Genomic DNA, 19,096 nt, shown 5'->3' on the forward strand with positions numbered 1-19,096 from the left:
ATGAAAATTACATTTTACGGGCATGCCGCTTTGGGGATTCAAGTAGAAGATGTACATGTATTAGTAGACCCATTCATTTCTGGAAACGAAAAAGCTTCGCATATTGATATAGAAGCCATAAAAGCCGATTATATTTTAGTAACTCATGCGCATCAAGACCATACATTAGATGTGGAAAGAATAGCTAAACGTACAGGTGCAATTGTAATTTCAAATGCAGAAATAGCTGGACATTTTGCTAAAATGGATATAGAAACACATCCTATGAACCACGGCGGAAGCTGGGATTTTGAGTTTGGTTTAGTAAAGTATGTAAATGCAACACACTCTTCTTCGTTTGCAGATGGTTCTTATGGTGGGCAGCCAGGTGGGTTTGTTATTGAAGGAGAACATAAAAATATCTATATAGCTGGAGATACTGGACTTACTATGGATATGAAACTTATTCCGCTTTTTACAAAATTAGATTTAGCAATTTTACCAATTGGAGATAACTTTACAATGGGAATAGAAGAGGCTATCTATGTATCAAACTTTGTAGAATGTGATAAGGTTTTAGGCTACCATTTTGATACTTTTGGTTATATTGAAATAGACCATGAGAATGCAAAAAAGCAATTTTATAATGCAGGAAAAGACTTGATGCTTCTTGAAATAGGTGAAAGTATAGAGTTATAAATGAAAGTATCTTACAAAAAGTATATTTTAGAATTTAAACGTCCTAGTGGAACGTCAAGAGGCGTGCTTATAACCAAAGAAACTTGGTTTATAATTATAGAAGATGGTACTAAGTTTGGTATTGGAGAATGTGGAATTCTTCGCTCATTAAGTATTGATGATCGATCAGATTATGAAGAGAAGCTGAAATGGGTTTGCGAGCATATCCATTTAGGAAAAGACAAGCTCTGGGAGTTGCTTATAGAGTTTCCTTCAATTCAATTTGGAGTGGAACAAGCATTTTTATCTTTTGAAAGTAAAAATTCTTTTGAATTATTTCCTTCGGATTTTTCTAAAGGAAAAGCTTCAATCCCTATAAATGGATTAATTTGGATGGGAGAAGAGGCCTTCATGAAAGAGCAGATTAAAGATAAAATAGAAGCAGGCTTTGATTGCATTAAAATGAAAATTGGAGCCATAGATTTTGATGCAGAATTTGAGCTTTTAAAAGCTATCCGAAGAAACTTTTCAGCAAAAGAAATAGAATTACGAGTAGATGCCAATGGTGCGTTTTCTACTCATGAAGCTAAAAATAAACTAGAAAGATTAGCATCTTTAGACTTGCATTCCATAGAACAGCCTATAAAACAAGGGAATTGGCATGAAATGGCTAAGCTTTGTAAGCATACAGAATTGCCAATTGCTTTGGATGAAGAATTAATAGGGGTATTTTCTGTAACAAAAAAGAGAGAATTACTACAAACAGTACAGCCACAATACATTATTTTAAAGCCAAGTTTGGTTGGAGGGTTTAAAGGTTCTCAAGAATGGATTTCGCTATGCCAGGAGTTAAATATTGGTTGGTGGGTTACAAGCGCTTTAGAGAGTAATATCGGTTTAAATGCCATAGCACAATGGACAGCAACATTACAAAATAAAATGCCTCAAGGTTTGGGTACTGGAAGTTTATATACCAATAATATTGAGAGTGCCTTGGAAGTAAAGAATGGGGCTTTACATTATAACATAAATAAGAACTGGGATATGAGTCTTTTAAAATCTATTTGATTTTTAAATGCTCATTAATAAATTTAGAAACCAACCGATATAATAGTTAAGGGCATTACAGTTGTCCATTGAAAAATAATAAATAGTAACGGATGAAGTATATAGAACAAGTATTTAAATATAAACACGAATTTTGGAGGTATTTATTAGGCTCTATAGTTATAATTTTTGTTAGTCAGATTATGCAAATTCCATTTGTATTAGCGGTACTTTACAAAGAAGGGGTTAGCGTATTAGAATCTGGAGACGGTTATAAGTTATTAAGTGTTTTAGAACCCAATTTAAATTTGTTTTTATTAATGCTCCCATTTGCTGTTTGTCTTCCCTTGTTATTTTTATGGGTTAAAAAGTTTCATGAGCAGTCAATCATATCTTTAACTACAGCAAGAAAAAAGATAGATTGGAAGCGTGTAAAATTTTCTTTTTTATTATGGGCAGGAATTACAGCTGTTTTGGTAATAATAGACATTCAATTAGCTCCAGAAAATTATGAGTACAATTTTAAACTAGTTCCATTTGTAATTTTATTTTTGATAGGAGTTATTATGATTCCGATTCAAACCAGTTTGGAGGAGTATATTTTTAGAGGGTATTTAATGCAAGGTTTTGGAGCTTTGTTTTTAAATAAATGGGCACCACTTTTATTAACTTCTTTTATTTTTGGTGGTTTGCATGCCTTTAATCCTGAAGTAGCTAAATTAGGATATGAGATTATGGTATATTATATTGGAACAGGATTGTTTTTAGGAATTTTAACTTTAATGGACGATGGAATGGAGCTAAGTCTCGGATTTCATGCAGCAAATAATCTAATTACTGCTTTGTTGGTTACTGCAGATTGGACAGCGTTTAGAACACATTCTATATACAAGGATGTTTCTAATCCAGAATTAGGATGGGATATTTATATACCTGTTTTAGTGGTGTTCCCAACTTTACTTTTTATATTTTCTAAAGTTTATAAATGGTCAGATTGGAAAGAAAAATTAACAGGAAAAATTACAGCACCTATGGTTGTTGAAAAAATATCCGAAACAAATCCGCTATAAACTTTTTTATCAACTAAAACCGCTTTAATTTTATTGCTGAATAATGATTAATAACATCAGCAATGGAAAATACACCTTCTTTTGATAAAGTACATTTAAGATTTAAACTTAACGGAACTTATTTTGATCGGGAAGATCTAAAGGAAGTAGCTTATAGCTTTGTAAAAGAAGGAGAACCTTATGAGCAATCTATAGGCGATTTTTTAATGGACTGGCTTAACAATAAAGACCATTTATACGTTCGTACTTCTGGTTCTACGGGGACGCCAAAACATATCAGAATTCAAAAACAGTTTATGGTGAATTCTGCCATAGCCTCTGGAGATTTTTTTAATATCTCTGTAGGAGATTCAGCTTTGCATTGTCTACCTGCGGAATATATTGCCGGAAAGATGATGCTTGTTAGAGCTATGATTCTTGGTTTAGAAATAGATCTCGTAGCGCCAACATTACATCCGTTAATTGAGAAGGAATATGATTTTTCTGCAATGATTCCTTTACAGGTGTATAATTCTCTTGACAAATTAAACAATATAAAACAACTTATTGTTGGTGGTGCAGCTGTAAAAAAGGAACTTATTGAAAGCGTTCAGAATAAAGACACTTTGGTGTATGAGACCTATGGAATGACAGAGACTGTTACGCATATAGCAGCCAAGCAAATTAATAATTTTAGGTCTGCTGAAGCTATGGAGAACGCACATTTTAAAGTACTTCCAAATGTGAAGGTTACCTTAGATAAGCGTAATTGTTTGGTAATTGATGCTCCTTATATTGCTGAAGAAACTATTGTAACCAATGATATTGTAGCGTTAATTAGCGCAGATGAATTTGATTGGAAAGGACGTTACGATAATATTATAAACTCTGGTGGGGTAAAACTTATTCCTGAACAGATTGAAAAGAAACTTGCTCCTATAGTTCAACAGCGGTTTTTTGTATACGGAATTGAAGATGCCGAACTAGGAGAAAAATTAATAATGGTTGTAGAAGGGAAAGAAGATTCTAAATTGGAAACAGAAATAAAGAAAGTGGGGGATTTAGAGAAATTTGAACATCCTAAATCTATTTACTTTTTAGATAAGTTTTTAGAGACTAAAAATGGAAAAGTAATTAGAGAACCCAGCGTACATAAGGCTCTAGGAGCTTAAAAACAGGTTTTTAGAATTGATTTCTATAAAAGAGTCATTGTTATTGCCTTAATCCCTCATAGAGGGTCTAATTCTCCAGAGCCTGTACTGAGTTTGCCGAAGTACTCTGCGTCGAAATGAGTTAAATTTGTTTCCTTTAACTACCTCGCGGGCTTGCCCCGAGGTAGTTGATTTTTTTAATTATTATCAAGGCAATAACAATGACCAATAAAATTGCTACAATATTTTTTTATACGTACGCCATTTCTTTATAAGTTGCGGATTGTAATCTTTCCAAAGCGCTTGTACTTGATTATTTGTTTCTAATTCAGGATTTGTTTCTACAATTTTAATCCCTTTATTTACAAAAACCTCATTTACTTTATGGAAAATTATAGCTGTTAACCCTTTTCTCATATATTCTGGAGCAACACCAATTAAAAGCATGGTGGCTTTGTCGTTCTTTTTTTGAGCTTTTAAAAGATGATAAAATCCAAAAGGGAAAAGCTTACCATTTGCTTTTTGTAAAGCTTTAGAAAAAGAGGGCATAATAACAGAAAAAGCGACTAAATTATTATTTTCATCGGCAATTAGGTTTACATAATCTGGATCTAAAAACTTGAGATACTTGTTTTTATAATGTTCAATTTGATATGGTTTTATAGGAACAAAAGACTCTAAATCTTTGTGAGATCTATTCATTAAGTCAAAAATAGCTTCCGCATGAGGCAGTAAAGATTTGGTAGTGGGAATATCAATAAGTTTCAAATTGTATTTTTGCATGATTAAATTTGAAAACTTAGCTAGTTTTTCATAAATCTTATCAGGAGTAATAATTTCATACTCTTTCCAATCAACTTCTTTAGAAAAACCTACTTTTTCCATCAATTCAGGATAATAAGCATAGTTATAATTGGTAGTCATACTCCCAATTCTATCAAAGCCTTCAATAAGCATTCCTGCTTTGTCCATATTAGAAAACCCTGCTGGGCCCTCACAATATTCTAAATTATTTTCCTTTCCAATAGTAAAAACCCTATTGAATAAGGCTTCTGTAACTTCTGGATCTTCAATAGCATCAAACCATCCAAAACGCAATTTATTTTTTCCTAAATTGTTTACTTCATTCCAATTAATAATGGCACAAACACGACCAACAATTTTATTGTTTTTATAAGCTAATAAAAACCAAGCTCTTGCATCTTTGAATGCAGGATTTTGATCTTTATTAAAATTATTAAGTTCTTCTTTTATAATTGGAGGAACCCAATTTTTAGATTTTTTATAAAGTGAAAAAGGAAATTTTACAAACTGTTCTAATTCCTTTTTAGTAGTAACTTCTTTTACTTCAATCATAAATTACTCATTAGTGTCAATTTCCTCGAAAGGATTATTCTTTTTACGTTTTTTCTTAGCTTCTTTGATAAATTCTTTGTCTTCGTCCGAAAGATTATCTATTTGTTTTGGTTTATCACTATGGTTATCAATTCGGTATGATACACCTATAGAACCAAAAAATCGAGATGGAGTGTCTTTTATATTAATTCCTAAAGAGGCATCTACTTGTAAGTTTTTACTGAATAGTCTAGCAGCACCTCCTCTAAAAATTCCATCCCCATAGGCATCACTTTTATATCCTTGGTGCTCCACAAAGATAGAATATCTATGGTCTGGAAGGGCATGGGTTAAGGTGATTATATAATTAAACAAAGGATCGTCTGAAGTAAATTTGTCATAAATAAAATTCATAACCAATACCCAATTTGCTGTAAAATGGTTTTGGGTTGCTATCATTACTTTAGGACTAATTTGTGGATCTTCTGGATAGAATGGATTATCTCCAAAATTAAAATTTGCACCAGCATAAACTGCAACCGCAGGGATTAAATCTCTCCATTGTACATGGTGATTTGCTTTCCAGCTATATAAATTTGGTTTATTTTTTTCTGCATCTTTATAGGGGTCGTATACTAAATATTTAAATCCAAGAGTGTTTTTAGTAAAATTGCTACGCGTATAATCAACAGACGGAGAAGTAGAGAAATCGGTTAAATTTTCTTTTATAAAAGTTCCATCCAATATAACTTCCAATTGTTCAAACAAAAAGCCATAGCGAATAGCGTAATCCATACCATATCTGTTGGCCTCTGTTTCCAAGAGTGTATGTTCTTGTCTTTCATAATATAAGCCACCTTCACCCTGAATAACATTTTTACCAACAGCAAAGGCACTATAGGAGGCTCCTGGGCGATTGGAATTAATTACTTCTGTATATTGAGCTTTAATTTGTTGGGCTGATAAAAATAAAATAGCAATAAAAAGGCAAAGTTTGTTCATATCAAAATTTGGTTTGTTCTCTGTTTTTAAAATATTGTTGTCCGATAAAAATTAATGGGATTTATCGGCTTCCACTTATATTAAGGTTTAAATGATATCCTCAAAATAGACCCCCTGCTATTAATAAAAAAGAATAAAAAGAGGATTTTCAATAATGTTGTTTCTTTAAACTGCATATTTTATGATAGTTAAGATTTAGTCTTTGTTCTTTTTTCTTATAGCGAAGCGGTCTTGTATTTTTACTCGGACATTAATGTTTTTAAAAGAGTATTACTTATAACGAAAATAAATTTTTTAAGGTAAAAATGGGATGTAAATATCGTGAAAATTATATCTTTTTCCTCAAGGATTTTACATCCATCATTTAATAGAACTGTTTTTTTACTGATTTTATTATTTTTTTAAGGATTTATATCCTGTTTTACGCTCAATGTATTGTATTTTTGAAAGTATTTTCAAAGTGAAATTCAATGCAATTATTAAGAACAATTTTAATTATACTTCTTGTTTGGTACGGGTTCAAAATACTTTCACGTTTATTTGGACCTTATCTAATAAAATACGCATCTAAAAAGATGGAGAAGAAGTTTAGTCAGCAATTTGGACAACAGCAAAATCAACGTCGTCAAGAAACAAATTACAAAGAAGGAGAAACAGTAATAGATAAAAAACCTACTAATTCTGATAAAAATTCTTCAGAAAAAGTTGGAGAATACATCGAATATGAAGAAATTGACTAACTAAATTTAATTTTAATGACTAACCAATTAAAAAAAATACTACCACATTTTGTGGTATTTTTAGTTTTTATACTTACCTCCTTAATTTATTTTTCTCCGGTATTGCAAGGAAAGAAAATTTTCCAGAGTGATATTGTTCAGTATATCGGAATGTCTAAAGAGCGCAACGATTTTAAAGACAAAACAGGGGAGGAGTCTTATTGGACAAATAGTGCTTTTGGAGGAATGCCAACGTATCAATTAGGAGCTAATTATCCTCATAATTATATAAAAAAATTAGATAAAACGATTCGTTTTTTACCTCGTCCTGCAGATTATTTATTCCTTTATTTTATTGGTTTTTACATACTTCTGTTGGTGTTAAAAGTAGATTGGAAATTGGCAGGTATTGGAGCCTTGGCTTTTGGATTTTCTACTTACTTAATTATAATTCTCGGGGTTGGTCATAATGCAAAAGCACATGCTATTGGTTATTTTCCATTTGTTTTAGCAGGAATATTATTGGCATTTAAAAAACGATATATAGCAGGTTTTTTAGTAACCGCCTTTGCAATGGCTTTAGAAATAAACGCCAACCACTTCCAAATGACATATTATTTAATGTTATTAGTATTGGTTTTTGGAATTGTATATTTAATAGATGCCTTTAAAAAGAAAGAACTTCCTCATTTCTTTAAAACTGTTGGCATTCTTGTTGTTGCTGTAGTTTTGGCTATTGCAACCAATGCAACGAACCTTTTGGCTACTCAGGAATATGCAAAGTGGAGTACAAGAGGGAAAAGCGATTTAACTATCAATCCAGATGGTTCTTCCAAGGTAAATACAAGTGGATTAGATAAAGAATATATAACAAGTTATAGCTACGGTATTTTTGAATCTTTAAATCTGTTTGTACCACGACTCCTTGGTGGGGGAAATGATGAAGATTTAGGAAAAGATTCTAATAGTTATGAATATTTAGTAAAGCAAGGAGTTCCGCCTGCTCAAGCTCAAGATTTTGTAAAAAATCAGGCAGCACATATGATGTATTGGGGAGATCAGCCTGGTACAGCGGGTCCTGCTTATGTAGGAGCTGTTGTTTTCTTTTTATTTCTGATGAGTTTATTCTTGCTGAAAGGAAATTTAAAATGGTGGCTTATAGCGGGCTCCATTTTATCTCTTATTCTCTCATGGGGACATAATTTTAGCATCTTAACAAATGCTATGATTGATTATTTTCCTTTATATGATAAATTCAGAGCAATAACTTCTATACAGGTGCTTTTAGAATTGTGCTTTCCAGTCTTAGCCATTCTTAGTTTGAAAGAGTTGCTTAGTAATAATGTAGATAATACCCAGAAATTGAATGCTTTGAAATGGTCGTCGGTTATTGCAGGAGGAACGGTTGTTTTATTATTTTTATTAAAAGGTACTTTCGATTTTTCGCATGCAAATGATGCTTATTACCGACAACAATTTGACCAGATGGGATTAAATCAATTGATGGGAAGTATTAAACAAGATCGAATGGCTCTCTATACAAAAGACCTCTTTAGAACTCTTGTTTTAGTAGCTATTTCTGCTGGGGTTATTTGGATGTTTATCAAACAGAAATTAAAATTAAATTATGCTATTCTTGCTTTTGGACTTTTGTTTTTAGTAGATTTAGTAGGGATTGACAAACAATATGTAAACAACGAAGACTTTGTTTCTGCTAGAGTTTTAGACAAGCCCTTTCAAACTTCAGAAGTTGATAAACAAATTTTAGAAGACACAGGTTATTATCGAGTTTTTAATACCCAAGAAAGTATAAATGGGGCTAGTACTTCTTTCTATCATAAATCGTTAGGAGGTTATCATGCTGCTAAGCCAAAGCGTTTACAAGATTTGTTTGAATATCAAATAGCAAATAACAATGTATCGGTTTTAAACATGCTTAATGTAAAGTATATAATTAGACCTAATGATAAGGGACAGTTATATCCAGCAAATAATCCGTATGCAAATGGTCCTACGTGGTTTGTAAATCAATTAAAAGCAGTAGAAAATGCAGATGCAGAAATGAAAGGGCTTGCTGATTTGGATGTTAAAACTACAGCTCTTTTTGATAAAAGTAAATTTAATAATATAGCAGAAAATACTTTTACTGTAGACAGTGCTGCTACTATTGATTTAACAGATTATCAGCCTAATAAGTTAACTTATAAAAGTTCAAACCCTAATAAAGGAATAGCTGTTTTTTCTGAAATGTATTATCCGCACGGTTGGAGAGTTTCTGTAGATGGACAATTTGTTGAAGAGTTTCGGGTAAATTATGCATTGAGAGCGTTAGAACTACCTGCTGGTAATCATACCATTGTATTTGAATTCGATCCTCAGGTTGTTAAAACGGGCAGTACTATTAGTCTAGCAAGTAATGTTTTATTGTTTTTGTTGCTATTAGGAGGTGTTTTTTATCAGTATAAGAATCGCACATCAAAAGAAGATTAATTTGTATTGATGAAACCTTTATAGAAGGATTAATTTTTAGCTTAATCATCTAAAATCAATTAATAAACTACCTCGAGGCAAGTCTATGAGGTATTCAAAGGAAATAATTTAATCCATTTAGACGTAGAGCCCTTCGGTTAACTCAGGACAGGCTTTTGGAAATAAAACCCTTAATGAGGTATTTAAATTGAATATATTCGTGTGAAAAAAGTTTTAATCATATGTTATTATTGGCCTCCTGCTGGAGGACCAGGAGTGCAACGTTGGTTGAACTTTGTAAAGTTTTTGCCTGAATTTGGTATAGAACCTGTTGTTTATATTCCTGAAAATCCGGATTATCCAATGGAAGATGCTTCTTTTTTAGCAGAAGTTCCAAAGGAGGTAACAATACTAAAGCAGCCTATTTTTGAGCCTTATAAATTTGCTTCAATTTTTTCAGGCAAAAAGACAAAACAGATTAGTAAGGGGATTATTTCTAATAAAAAACAATCGTTTACAGAAAAGGTTTTACTTTGGATTCGTGGAAATTTTTTCATTCCAGATGCGCGTGTTTTTTGGGTAAAACCCTCGGTAAACTACTTAAAAAAATATTTAGAAAATGAGGATATAACAACCATTATAACTACTGGACCGCCACATAGTGTACATTTAATAGGAATGAAGCTTAAAAAGCAATTAGACCTAAAATGGATAGCCGATTTTAGAGATCCTTGGACAAATATTGGATATCATTCTGCTTTAAAACTCACTAAAAATTCGCAACAAAAACATAAAAAATTAGAGCATGAGGTGCTCAATTCAGCCGACCTTATTGTAACTACCAGTTATACTACTAAAGTTGAGTTTGAAACTATTAGTTCTAAGCCTATTGAAGTTATTACAAATGGTTTTATAACTCCCGAAATTAAAAAAAGTAAGGTAGATAAAAAGTTTACGGTATCTCATATAGGGTCTTTGTTGTCTGGCAGAAATCCAAAAGTTTTATGGAGTGTAATAGGGGAGTTGTTAGAGGAAAATCCAGATTTTAAAAAGGATTTTCAATTGCAATTAGCTGGAGCAGTAAGTAAAGAGGTTTTGGAGTCCATAAAAGCTTATAAAATTGATGAGAATCTTTCGATTTTAGGATATGTAGCACATCAAAAAGCAATAGAACTGCAAAGGGCTACTCAGGTTTTACTTTTAATAGAGATTGATGCAGAAAAAACGAGAGGGATTATTCCTGGAAAATTGTTTGAGTACATGGCAGCTACCCGACCTATTATAGCTCTGGGTCCAAAACAATGGGATGTTGCTCGTATTTTAGAAGAAACTAATGCAGGAGTGTACTTTGATTATACGGAGAAAGAAAAACTAAAAGAAACATTACTTTCGTTCTATAAAGCTTATAAAAATGATAATTTGTATGTAAATTCGGTTGACATAGATAAATATCATCGGAAATCGCTTACTAAGCATTTAGCAAGTATCATTTAAGAATATGGGAATTGTATTTAACCAAACATTTAAAAACACTGTAGTTACCTACATCGGGTTTGGTATTGGTGCCATAAGCACCCTTTTTCTTTATACTAATTTCCTTACAGATGCTTATTATGGATTGGTAGCTTACTTGCTTTCCGCAGCAAATATAGTAATGCCTATTCTTGCTTTTGGAGTACAAAACACATTAATTAAATTTTATACTTCCTACAAAAATGAGCAGGAGCAAAATGCCTTTACAGGTTTTATGTTTTTGCTCCCACTAGTAATAATTATTCCTGTAGGAATTATTGGGTTGTTATGTTATCATTGGATTGTAGAATATTTATCGACTACAAATGAAATAGTAGAACCCTATGTTTGGACTATTTTTGTATTAGCTTTTTCAATGGCTTATTTTGAGGTTTTTTATGCCTGGGCAAAAGTACATATGAAAAGTGTTTATGGAAATTTTTTGAAAGAAGTTTACCATAGATTAGTAGTTATGGTACTTCTTTTTTTAGTGTATTTTGAGATTCTTACTATTCCAATGTTTATCTATTCTTTAATTGGAGTTTATTTTAGTAGAATGTTTTTAATGTTAATTAGCGCTTTTATAATTAAAAAACCTCATTTTGTATTTAGCTTACCAGCTAATTATATAAATGTTTTAAAATATTCGTTTTTAATAATCCTAACAGGTTCTATTGCCGCAGTTTTATTGGATATAGATAAGGTAATGCTCGGGCAGTTTAAGGATATTGAAAATATTGCTTATTATAATGTGGCGGTGTTTATAGCTATTGTAATTGCAGTTCCTGCAAGGGCAATGCATCAAATTACTTATCCAATTACAAGTAAACTCTTAAATACTAAAAACTTTAAAGAGCTGGATGTACTTTATAAAAAGAGTTCGATAAACCTTTTTATTGTTGGCGGATTTATTTTTTTACTGATTATTTTAAATATAAACGAATTATATAAATTACTGCCAGTACAATACAGTGGAGGAGTAACGGTTGTTTTTCTGATCTCTTTGGCCAAGTTATTTGATAATTTAATAGGGAATAATAATGCTATTATTTTTAACTCCGATTATTACCGAATGGTATTGCTTTTTGGAGTTCTATTAGCTGTTCTAACAGTAATATTAAACGTTATTTTTATTCCTATTTTTGGAATAAATGGAGCTGCGTTTGCTACTTTTTTAGCATTTACACTCTACAATTCTATTAAATTGTATTTTGTTAAAGCAAAACTTCATTTACAGCCTTTTACAAAAAATACCCTTAAAACTTTTTTACTGATTATTACTTTGTTAGGAGCCTTTTATTATTGGGATTTTAACTTTAATCCGATAGTTAATATTGTTTTAAAGTCTACTTTGATAGGAGTTGTGTTTGTTTTTTTCTTATATAAATTAAAGCTTTCCGAAGATATAAATTTACTTATTGATAAAAACATAAGTCGATTTTATTAATCACTCACAAAGTGTTTATCTCACGATTTTTTTTCTGAATTTATTGAAGGGTACTTCTATATTGAAATGAGCGAAAACTATTTCGTTTTAAAAACTTACCTCATAATAGTTAATTCAATATCTATAAAAATGAAAAATCCGTAAACATTGCTGCTTACGGATCTTTCCTATTAACGAACTAAATTTTATAAATTTCTACTACTACTTCTACTAGAAGAAGATCGTGTTGCAGATGTAGATCTTGAGGGAGTAGCTCTTGTAGCCTTTACATTACTAGATCTAGAACTCCTACTTGAAGTTGAGTAATTGTTATTTTTAGAACTTCTACTATTACTACTACTTGATCTATTATTAGTAGAGGTTCTAGTAGCTGGACTGGTAGTGCTTCTTGTACTTTTAGTACTAGTCTTTACAGATCTACTAGGAGATTTTGTATAACTATTAGAACTTCTTGTAGCGTTACTACTTCTGCTAGTACTCGTTGGAGTTGTTCTGTTTGAAGTAGTTGTAGCTCTATTTGAATTAGAGTTCCGTGTTGCAGAATAACTAGTTCTTGTATTAGAAGTAGTTCTATTAGCGCTACTTCTATTACTTTCATAAGCTAAACTTCTACTACGTACATTTCTTGTAACCTGCGCATCGCTTCTTTTGCTTACACGTCTATCATTTTGATAAATATTTCTTCTTGAGTTATTTTCTTTATAATGATAGTTCCTTCCAACACTTGCATACGAACGTCTGTTGTTATTTTTATACGGTTTGTAATATGTATATCTAACTGGGCTATAATACCTTCTATATGGTTGATAGTAAACCATGCAATATGAAGGACGTGGTCTTACAAAATATCTGTGGTAAGGTCTGTAAACATAAGCTCTATTATATACATTAATATAACCCGATGAATGTGTATAAACGCCATTTCCGTTATAGTAAATATTTAATCCACCAATTCTGTTAACATAGTTTCCTCTGTATAAAACATCTACCATTCCAATTCTTGTTACTCTTCCGTAGAAATCATAGTAAATAGGAGTGTTTTCTACTTGAATTACAGCACCATAATCATCGTATTGAACATAGGCATCATATCGGTATCCAGAATTGAAAGTTATGCTTACATTTCCAGTATTTATACTTGCTCCAAAGTATTGAGGATTATCAATATAGAAGTCAAATTCTCCATCTGGATAAACAGAAAATGTTACTCCGTTTTCAGTAAAGATGAATGAGTTGTTATATCCAAAACTTGATGTTGTTTTTGATGTATCTGAATTAGCAAAGCTTGTACTTGTACCAAGAAAGACAGAAATAAAAATAAATAATAGCTTTTTCATAATTTCTAGGTTTTTTAATTAAACAAAAATCATTTTTAAATGACTCTCGCATATTAGAAATCAAACTGCGTGCCAAAAAATGCTTTGTATTTCATGATAGGATTTAAATTATTGAATATCAACATTTTAAAAATTAATTTTATTTTATTTTTATAGTTGCTTTATATTTCCGCCACAGATTCACGGATTTATTTATTTTTCAATTACGGATAGACAGGAGATAAAAAAATATTCGTGTATTCGTGGCAAATAGGCTTTCATAGAAAATAAAAAAGCTATAAAAAAAGAACACCTCACCATTTGATTTAACAAATTTAGGTGCGGTGTTCTCAACTAACCAACCAAAAAAAAATTCAACTATGAAATTTATAGTGTTTATTTCAAACAGCGTGCCAAAATATATGGCTCAACTATTTTAACTAATTATTTGCTTTTAAATCCCTTATTGAGGGTTTTGTTCTCGAGAGCCTGTCTTGAGTTTACCAAAGGACTCTAAGTCGAAATGGATTAAATTATTTTCTTTTAATATCTCGTAGGCTTGCCTTGAGGTAGTTGATTAATTACTTGAGTTAAAATACAATCCCGCTTCGCTATAAGAAAAAAGAACAAAGACTAAATTTTAACTATCATAAAAAGAGTAGTTTAAAAAAAACTAAAAACCCTCTTTTTTCATTTTTATTAATAGCAAGGGGCTATTTTGAAAACCTCATTTTGAACCTTGATATAAGTGAAATCCAATAAATCCCGTTAACTTTTATCGGACAACAATACTTTTAAATATAAAGTTATTATTATAACCCGTTGTGCATTTAGAAAAAGTTGTGCAAACTGCTAAAATGCAGTAAATTGTAGTAACCACACTATAATTTATATGCACAACTTTCAAGCAAATTACGACAAAATCCTCAAGGTTTTAAAAGAATTGGATTGTAAAATGGATTATTTACATCAAATCCGTAAACCTAAATTAAGAGATAAAGAGCTTATAGCTATTGATTTAACATCAGAATATATGAGTGTTGATAGTGAATGCCAGCTTTTTCGAATGTTACCTGCTGGTCTATCCAGCAAAATAGAGCGCAGTGTCTACAATAGAAGAAAGCGTAAGTTGTTTTCTTTTAGAGAATCACTTCGCAAGGCATTAGTGAGAAAGTTGAATAAATCTGAGCATTGTTATATTGTTGACAGTATGCCGTTAGAGGTCTGTAAATTATCAAGAAGCGCTAGAAGTAAGATATGTAAAGAACAAAACTACAGTCTGCCCGAAAAAGGATATTGTGCAAGTCAATCAAGCCATTATTATGGATATAAATTACATGCTGTCTGTTCTGCTCAGGGTGTTATCGAAAGTATGGATATTAGTCCAGCCTCTGTGCACGATATTAATTATTTAAAGGATATAAAGCATCAATTAAGTGATTGCATATTACTTGGTGATAAAGGGTATTTGTCGGCTGAATATCAATTGAATTTATTTGAATATCATAATATTAGACTTGAAACCCCTATGAGAACAAACCAGCATAACTATAGGGAGCAGCCGTACGTTTTTAAGAAATCCAGAAAGCGTATTGAAACATTGTTTTCTCAACTTTGCGACCAATTTATGATTCGAAGGAATTATGCTAAATCTTTTGAGGGATTCAAAAACAGAATATTATCTAAGATTACGGCTATGACGGTCATTCAATATATAAACATATTTGAATTCAACAGAAATATCAATAACCTAAAAATCAATATTGCCTAAATGCACAACGGGTTATTATATTTCTAAGCTATATCTACTAGGTCTCTTTTAAAAGGAATTTCTTACAATGGTGGAAGTTAAGCTTGTGTTAATCTAAATAATTACCTTTTTCATAAAGCAAACCAAGGCCGTCGCATGCCCACCAATTACTTCGTATTTGAGAGTTGTCTAAAAAATATAGGTATTCTTCTTTTGCATTGGAACAAGAGCCTATAATAGAACTTTCTTCATTATAATAAAGGTTGAGTCCGCGTTCCTCTTCTGTTGCTTTAAGCTTGTAGGTGCCAGATATTTTTATGGTAGTATTATTACCTTCATCAAATCTAGTTTTTGTAAAGGTACTGTCTTGATTAAAGGTATATGTTTCTTGCCATTCCATATCGTTTTTTGTGGTGGTAGAATTTGGAATGTTTCCACTCATTTCAATTAAATACCAATTTCCCGTTATATCAATAGAAGTAGGGGTGTTATTTAAATCGGTAACATTATCATCACTATTACAAGAAATAAAAATTAAAAGGAATACTAAAGGCAAAGAAATAGTTTTCATCAATATATTTTTAAATGAATATCATTCCTAAGATGTTAAAAATGGTATATGGTTGCTTTTGGCTAGAGTTTTTCTTTTAGATACTGTCCAGTAAAGCTTTCTTTTATTTTACTAATTTCTTCGGGGGTTCCTTCAGCAATTAAATTCCCACCTTTTTCCCCGCCTAATGGTCCGAGGTCAATAATATAATCGGCACATTTAATTAAATCTAAATTGTGCTCCACAACAATAATTGAATGTCCAATTTCTAATAAAGCATCAAAAGATTTAAGGAGTTTTTTAATATCGTGAAAATGTAGCCCTGTTGTGGGTTCATCAAAAATAAAGAGGGTTTTATTTTTTGTTTGTCCTTTTACTAAAAAGGAAGCCAATTTGATACGCTGGGCTTCACCTCCAGAAAGGGTAGAAGAGGATTGTCCTAAAGTAACATACCCCAAACCAACATCTTGTAAGGGTTTAAGTTTTGAAACTATTTTAGATTGGTTGTGTTCATTAAAAAAAGCAACGGCATCATCAATGGTCATAGTTAAAATATCATCGATATTTTTATCGTTGAATTTTACTTCTAAAATTTCTTTTTTGAAACGTTTACCATGGCAAGTTTCGCATTCTAAATGCACGTCTGCCATAAATTGCATTTCTATAGTAACTTCTCCTTCTCCTTTACAAGTTTCGCAGCGTCCTCCGTCTACATTAAACGAAAAGTGTTTAGGTTGATACCCGCGTAATTTTGATAATTTCTCTTTTGAAAATAAACTCCTAATATCGTCATACGCCTTAATATAAGTAACTGGGTTTGATCTTGACGAACGTCCAATAGGATTTTGATCTACAAATTCTACGGAAGTAAGAGAGCTGTATTTTCCTTCAATACCAGAAAACTGACCTATTTTTTCGCCATACCCTCCAGTAGCTTTTAATATTGCTGGATACAATATTTTCTTTACCAAGGTACTTTTACCACTACCCGAGACTCCTGTAACTACCGTAAGTGTATTTAGTGGAAATGTAGCATCAATGTTTTTTAAATTGTTTTCTCGAGCACCTTTTATGGCAATATAATTTTTGCTTTTACGTCTGTTCTTAGGTACAGCAATTTCGTCCTTTCCGTTTAAATATTTAGCAGTAAGTGTATTTGCTTTTAAGAGTTGTTTGTAAGAACCTGTAGCCACTACATTCCCTCCTAAGGTTCCAGCTTCTGGACCAATATCTATAATTTCATCGGCAGCTTTCATTATATCTTCATCATGCTCAACTACAATAACTGTGTTTCCTAAATCTCGAAGCGATTGTAGAACTCCAATTAATTTTTCGGTATCTTTTGGATGTAATCCAATACTTGGCTCATCTAAAATATACATGGAGCCCACCAAACTACTTCCTAATGAGGTTGCTAAATTAATACGTTGAGACTCTCCGCCAGAGAGAGAATTAGATTTTCTATTTAGCGTTAAATAATCTAATCCAACATTACTCAAAAATTGGAGTCGACTATTAATCTCTTTCAATAAACGATTGGAGATTGCATTGTCGTTTTCGTTTAGTTTTAAATCTTCAAAATAGGCTTGAAGTTTGTCTAGAGACATTTCTACAAGATCTGTAATGATTTTATCACCAACTTTTACATAATTTGCCTCTTCTCTTAGTCTTTTGCCTTTACAGAGCGAACATTTTGTTTTTCCTCGATAACGAGAAAGCATCACTCTATTCTGAATTTTATAGCTTTTTTCTTCTAATTCAGTAAAAAAAGCAGTCAATCCAGTAAAATATTTATTTCCTTCCCAAACTAATTCTTTCTGTTTATCGGTTAATTCAAACCAAGGTTTATGGATAGGAAAATCAAATTTATAGGCATTATTTACAAGTTGATCTCGGTACCAACTCATGCTGTCTCCACGCCATGCAAAAATGGCGTTATCATAAATAGATAAATCTGTATTGGGAATAATTAAATCTTCATCCAAGCCAATTACATCCCCGTATCCTTCACAACGTGGACACGCGCCGTATGGATTATTAAAACTGAATAAATGTACGTTTGGTTCTAAAAACTGAATACCATCTAGCTCAAATTTATTACTAAAATGCATTTGTTTATCAGCAGATAAATCTTCAATAATACACTCTCCTTTTCCTTCAAAAAATGCGGAATCTACTGCATCTGCCAAACGGTTATAAAAATCTTCATCATCTTTAACAATAATACGGTCTACTACTAAAAAGAAATCGTTCTCAATTTCTGTTTCGATTTCTTCAATTCGTAAAACTTCATTTTTATATTTTATTCTAGCGTATCCCTGCTGAGCAAGGATTTCTAAAGTTTTAAGCACATTTCGATCCTCAGGAATATGAACAGGAGCTAGTAATAAAAGCTTACTTCGTTCTTCAAATGTTTTTACATAATTAATAACATCTGTAACTGTATTTTTTTTGACTTCGTTACCAGAAATAGGGGAGTAAGTTCTGCCAATACGGGCGTACAGGAGTTTTAAATAATCATAGATTTCTGTAGTTGTACCAACGGTAGACCGTGGGTTTGTAGAGTTTACTTTCTGCTCAATAGCAATGGCAGGAGCAATTCCTTTTATATAATCAACTTTAGGTTTATTTAATCGCCCTAAAAACTGTCTTGCATAAGAAGATAAACTTTCAACATAACGACGTTGTCCCTCGGCATAAAGTGTATCAAAGGCTAAAGATGATTTCCCACTACCTGAAAGTCCAGTTAAAACCACTAATTTATTTCGTGGAATAACTACATTTATATCTTTAAGATTGTGGAGTTTAGCTCCTTTTATAATGATGTTTTCTTTCGGGTTTACCGTATTAATATCTACCATAGCAATAAAACAAACCACAAAGATAAGAATCTAAAATGAGCTTTTGTAAGTGATGTTATAAGAAGATTTATGAAGTAAGAATAAATTGTTAATCTCTTTGATTATGAGATGTCTACTTAATTTTAAACGATTAGCGAAACGCACTTTTTGTTGAGATATTGTAACGTATCAGTAGAAATAATTAGAGAATTTGTAGAGAAATTTGTTTTTTAATTAAGAATTATATTATAT

The 19,096-nt window shown here is 31.6% G+C and carries 14 protein-coding genes; 9 read left to right on the top strand and 5 right to left on the bottom strand.

Going from position 1 to position 19,096, the window contains the following annotated elements; genetic code table 11:
- The 4 genes from JOOMADRAFT_RS14260 (at position 1) to JOOMADRAFT_RS14275 (ending at position 3,925) form a co-directional block, all read left to right on the top strand.
- Complete coding sequence (locus JOOMADRAFT_RS14260; protein ID WP_008614591.1) at positions 1 to 678, top strand: metal-dependent hydrolase; 678 nt, start codon at positions 1 to 3, stop codon at positions 676 to 678.
- A complete protein-coding gene (locus JOOMADRAFT_RS14265; protein WP_008614592.1) occupies positions 679 to 1,725 on the top strand; it encodes an o-succinylbenzoate synthase in 1,047 nt (348 codons plus the stop codon).
- A 92-nt stretch (positions 1,726 to 1,817) separates the two neighbouring features.
- Entirely contained in the window at positions 1,818 to 2,774 is a 957-nt protein-coding gene (locus tag JOOMADRAFT_RS14270) for a CPBP family intramembrane glutamic endopeptidase (protein WP_008614593.1), read from the top strand.
- A gap of 62 nt (positions 2,775 to 2,836) precedes the next feature.
- Positions 2,837 to 3,925 (top strand): AMP-binding protein, encoded by a 1,089-nt coding sequence (locus tag JOOMADRAFT_RS14275; RefSeq protein WP_008614594.1) that lies wholly within the window; start codon positions 2,837 to 2,839, stop codon positions 3,923 to 3,925.
- Between the two features lie 216 nt (positions 3,926 to 4,141).
- On the opposite strand, the gene JOOMADRAFT_RS14280 is transcribed toward JOOMADRAFT_RS14275, so the two are convergent.
- The gene (locus JOOMADRAFT_RS14280) at positions 4,142 to 5,260 is read right to left on the bottom strand and encodes a hypothetical protein (protein ID WP_008614595.1); all 1,119 of its coding nucleotides are present in this window, start codon (positions 5,258 to 5,260) and stop codon (positions 4,142 to 4,144) included.
- A 3-nt stretch (positions 5,261 to 5,263) separates the two neighbouring features.
- Complete coding sequence (locus JOOMADRAFT_RS14285; RefSeq protein ID WP_008614596.1) at positions 5,264 to 6,241, bottom strand: transporter; 978 nt, start codon at positions 6,239 to 6,241, stop codon at positions 5,264 to 5,266.
- A gap of 470 nt (positions 6,242 to 6,711) precedes the next feature.
- On the opposite strand from JOOMADRAFT_RS14285, the gene JOOMADRAFT_RS14290 reads away from it, so the two are divergent.
- The 4 genes from JOOMADRAFT_RS14290 (at position 6,712) to JOOMADRAFT_RS14305 (ending at position 12,388) form a co-directional block, all read left to right on the top strand.
- Entirely contained in the window at positions 6,712 to 6,981 is a 270-nt protein-coding gene (locus JOOMADRAFT_RS14290; RefSeq protein ID WP_008614597.1) for a DUF4834 family protein, read from the top strand.
- Positions 6,982 to 6,996: 15 nt separating this feature from the next.
- Positions 6,997 to 9,450 carry a YfhO family protein gene (locus tag JOOMADRAFT_RS14295; RefSeq protein ID WP_008614598.1) on the top strand — a complete coding sequence of 818 codons (2,454 nt, stop codon included), beginning with the start codon at positions 6,997 to 6,999 and terminating at the stop codon, positions 9,448 to 9,450.
- Positions 9,451 to 9,651: 201 nt separating this feature from the next.
- Positions 9,652 to 10,923 carry a glycosyltransferase family 4 protein gene (locus JOOMADRAFT_RS14300; RefSeq protein WP_008614599.1) on the top strand — a complete coding sequence of 424 codons (1,272 nt, stop codon included), beginning with the start codon at positions 9,652 to 9,654 and terminating at the stop codon, positions 10,921 to 10,923.
- A gap of 4 nt (positions 10,924 to 10,927) precedes the next feature.
- Complete coding sequence (locus tag JOOMADRAFT_RS14305) at positions 10,928 to 12,388, top strand: lipopolysaccharide biosynthesis protein (RefSeq protein ID WP_008614600.1); 1,461 nt, start codon at positions 10,928 to 10,930, stop codon at positions 12,386 to 12,388.
- A gap of 185 nt (positions 12,389 to 12,573) precedes the next feature.
- On the opposite strand, the gene JOOMADRAFT_RS14310 is transcribed toward JOOMADRAFT_RS14305, so the two are convergent.
- Positions 12,574 to 13,725, bottom strand: a complete 1,152-nt coding sequence (locus tag JOOMADRAFT_RS14310; RefSeq protein ID WP_008614602.1) for a hypothetical protein — start codon at positions 13,723 to 13,725, stop codon at positions 12,574 to 12,576.
- 871 nt (positions 13,726 to 14,596) lie between these two features.
- Here JOOMADRAFT_RS14310 and JOOMADRAFT_RS14315 point away from each other — a divergent pair.
- On the top strand, positions 14,597 to 15,475 hold the full coding sequence (locus JOOMADRAFT_RS14315; protein ID WP_008610872.1) for an IS982 family transposase: 879 nt from the start codon (positions 14,597 to 14,599) through the stop codon (positions 15,473 to 15,475).
- An 88-nt stretch (positions 15,476 to 15,563) separates the two neighbouring features.
- On the opposite strand, the gene JOOMADRAFT_RS14320 is transcribed toward JOOMADRAFT_RS14315, so the two are convergent.
- Positions 15,564 to 16,025 carry a hypothetical protein gene (locus tag JOOMADRAFT_RS14320; protein WP_008614604.1) on the bottom strand — a complete coding sequence of 154 codons (462 nt, stop codon included), beginning with the start codon at positions 16,023 to 16,025 and terminating at the stop codon, positions 15,564 to 15,566.
- A 62-nt stretch (positions 16,026 to 16,087) separates the two neighbouring features.
- Positions 16,088 to 18,865 (bottom strand): excinuclease ABC subunit UvrA, encoded by a 2,778-nt coding sequence (uvrA, locus tag JOOMADRAFT_RS14325; protein ID WP_008614605.1) that lies wholly within the window; start codon positions 18,863 to 18,865, stop codon positions 16,088 to 16,090.
- Between the last annotated feature and the right edge of the window lie 231 nt (positions 18,866 to 19,096).

Origin of the sequence: Galbibacter orientalis DSM 19592, from assembly GCF_000260115.1 — a bacterium.
GTDB classification, from domain to species: domain Bacteria; phylum Bacteroidota; class Bacteroidia; order Flavobacteriales; family Flavobacteriaceae; genus Galbibacter; species Galbibacter orientalis.

Excerpts from the sequence above, each read along its gene's own strand:
- JOOMADRAFT_RS14260 (WP_008614591.1), top strand. The coding sequence starts at position 1 with ATGAAAATTACATTTTACGGGCATGCCGCTTTGGGGATTCAAGTAGAA.
- JOOMADRAFT_RS14265 (WP_008614592.1), top strand. The coding sequence starts at position 679 with ATGAAAGTATCTTACAAAAAGTATATTTTAGAATTTAAACGTCCTAGT.
- JOOMADRAFT_RS14270 (WP_008614593.1), top strand. The coding sequence starts at position 1,818 with ATGAAGTATATAGAACAAGTATTTAAATATAAACACGAATTTTGGAGG.
- JOOMADRAFT_RS14275 (WP_008614594.1), top strand. The coding sequence starts at position 2,837 with ATGGAAAATACACCTTCTTTTGATAAAGTACATTTAAGATTTAAACTT.
- JOOMADRAFT_RS14280 (WP_008614595.1), bottom strand. The coding sequence starts at position 5,260 with ATGATTGAAGTAAAAGAAGTTACTACTAAAAAGGAATTAGAACAGTTT.
- JOOMADRAFT_RS14285 (WP_008614596.1), bottom strand. The coding sequence starts at position 6,241 with ATGAACAAACTTTGCCTTTTTATTGCTATTTTATTTTTATCAGCCCAA.
- JOOMADRAFT_RS14290 (WP_008614597.1), top strand. The coding sequence starts at position 6,712 with ATGCAATTATTAAGAACAATTTTAATTATACTTCTTGTTTGGTACGGG.
- JOOMADRAFT_RS14295 (WP_008614598.1), top strand. The coding sequence starts at position 6,997 with ATGACTAACCAATTAAAAAAAATACTACCACATTTTGTGGTATTTTTA.
- JOOMADRAFT_RS14305 (WP_008614600.1), top strand. The coding sequence starts at position 10,928 with ATGGGAATTGTATTTAACCAAACATTTAAAAACACTGTAGTTACCTAC.
- JOOMADRAFT_RS14310 (WP_008614602.1), bottom strand. The coding sequence starts at position 13,725 with ATGAAAAAGCTATTATTTATTTTTATTTCTGTCTTTCTTGGTACAAGT.
- JOOMADRAFT_RS14315 (WP_008610872.1), top strand. The coding sequence starts at position 14,597 with ATGCACAACTTTCAAGCAAATTACGACAAAATCCTCAAGGTTTTAAAA.
- JOOMADRAFT_RS14320 (WP_008614604.1), bottom strand. The coding sequence starts at position 16,025 with ATGAAAACTATTTCTTTGCCTTTAGTATTCCTTTTAATTTTTATTTCT.
- uvrA (WP_008614605.1), bottom strand. The coding sequence starts at position 18,865 with ATGGTAGATATTAATACGGTAAACCCGAAAGAAAACATCATTATAAAA.